1 protein-coding gene is annotated in these 1,079 nt (G+C 36.2%); it reads left to right on the forward strand.

Annotated elements, in window-relative coordinates:
- Nucleotides 1-534: 534 nt before the first annotated feature.
- Nucleotides 535-1,079, forward strand: a 545-nt coding sequence (locus Q0252_RS08525) for a hemerythrin domain-containing protein (RefSeq protein ID WP_297985351.1), incomplete at its 3' end; no start/stop codon positions are given.

Below are 1,079 nucleotides of genomic sequence, written 5' to 3' on the forward strand. Positions count from 1 at the left end.
CATACGAGATGTGCGGACGTGACTGGAGTTCAGACGTGTGCTCCTTCCGATCTATAAACTTTTACGTCCAAAACGGAATTTCCCTTGTAATGATCACAGGAGGAACAGGACTTTCAAAAAGGGATGTTACTCCAGAAGCTGTTCGTCCATTATTGGACAGAGAAATTCCTGGCGTTGCCGAAGCCATCAGAAGTTACGGGCAATTGCGTACACCATATTCTATGCTTTCCAGAAGCGTTGCAGGAATGATTGGCGACACTTTGGTCATCGCACTTCCCGGTTCTACAAAAGGCGCGGAAGAATCGATGGATGCAGTGTTTCCCGGGATTTTGCATATTTATAAAATTTTGAATGGTGGGAAGCATTAATTTGAACTGATTAATATCAGATTAATAAAATACTAAAACATCTTTTATTTGAATTTCAAATCTTAAATTTGTCAATCTAAAAAGGAAAAGAGAAAACCAAAACACTTTGGTTTTCTTTATTAAAATAAAAGACAAAAAGATATTAATATTTTATTAAAATTTAAAAATGGTCAAAGAACAATTTAAAGCAGGTCATCCCGTTCATACGTATTTGGTGGAAGAGGAGCTGATTATTTCTTTGTTAGAAGAACTTACCAATACAAATCCTAACGAAGAATTTCAGAAATTTTATAATCTTTTCAATCATCTTTCCACAGTTGAAAGGAGATTTGAAAGAAAAGAAAATCAGTTGTTTCCGTTTTTAGAACAAAAAGGCTGGACTGGACCTTCCAGAAATATGTGGTCTTTTCACGATACTATTCGGGATATTTTTAGAATTATCAGAAAAAATATTGAAGAAAAAGATTTAGATTCCGCCAAACAAAATGTAGAATACGCTGGTCAGAATTTGAAAAACCTGATGGATGTTGAAAAACGGGTTTTGTTCCCAAATGCAATGGATATTCTTACAGACGAAGAATGGATAAAAATGCGTGAAGGCGAAGACGAAATCGGTTGGATGCTGAGCGAATCGCCTGCAAAATATCCTGAAGAAAGCCAATATGTACATCCTTCGGAAGACACCACTGTGAGAACTGACGTGGTTTATGA

Origin of the sequence: uncultured Chryseobacterium sp., from assembly GCF_936933875.1 — a bacterium.
Lineage (GTDB): Bacteria > Bacteroidota > Bacteroidia > Flavobacteriales > Weeksellaceae > CAKZIK01.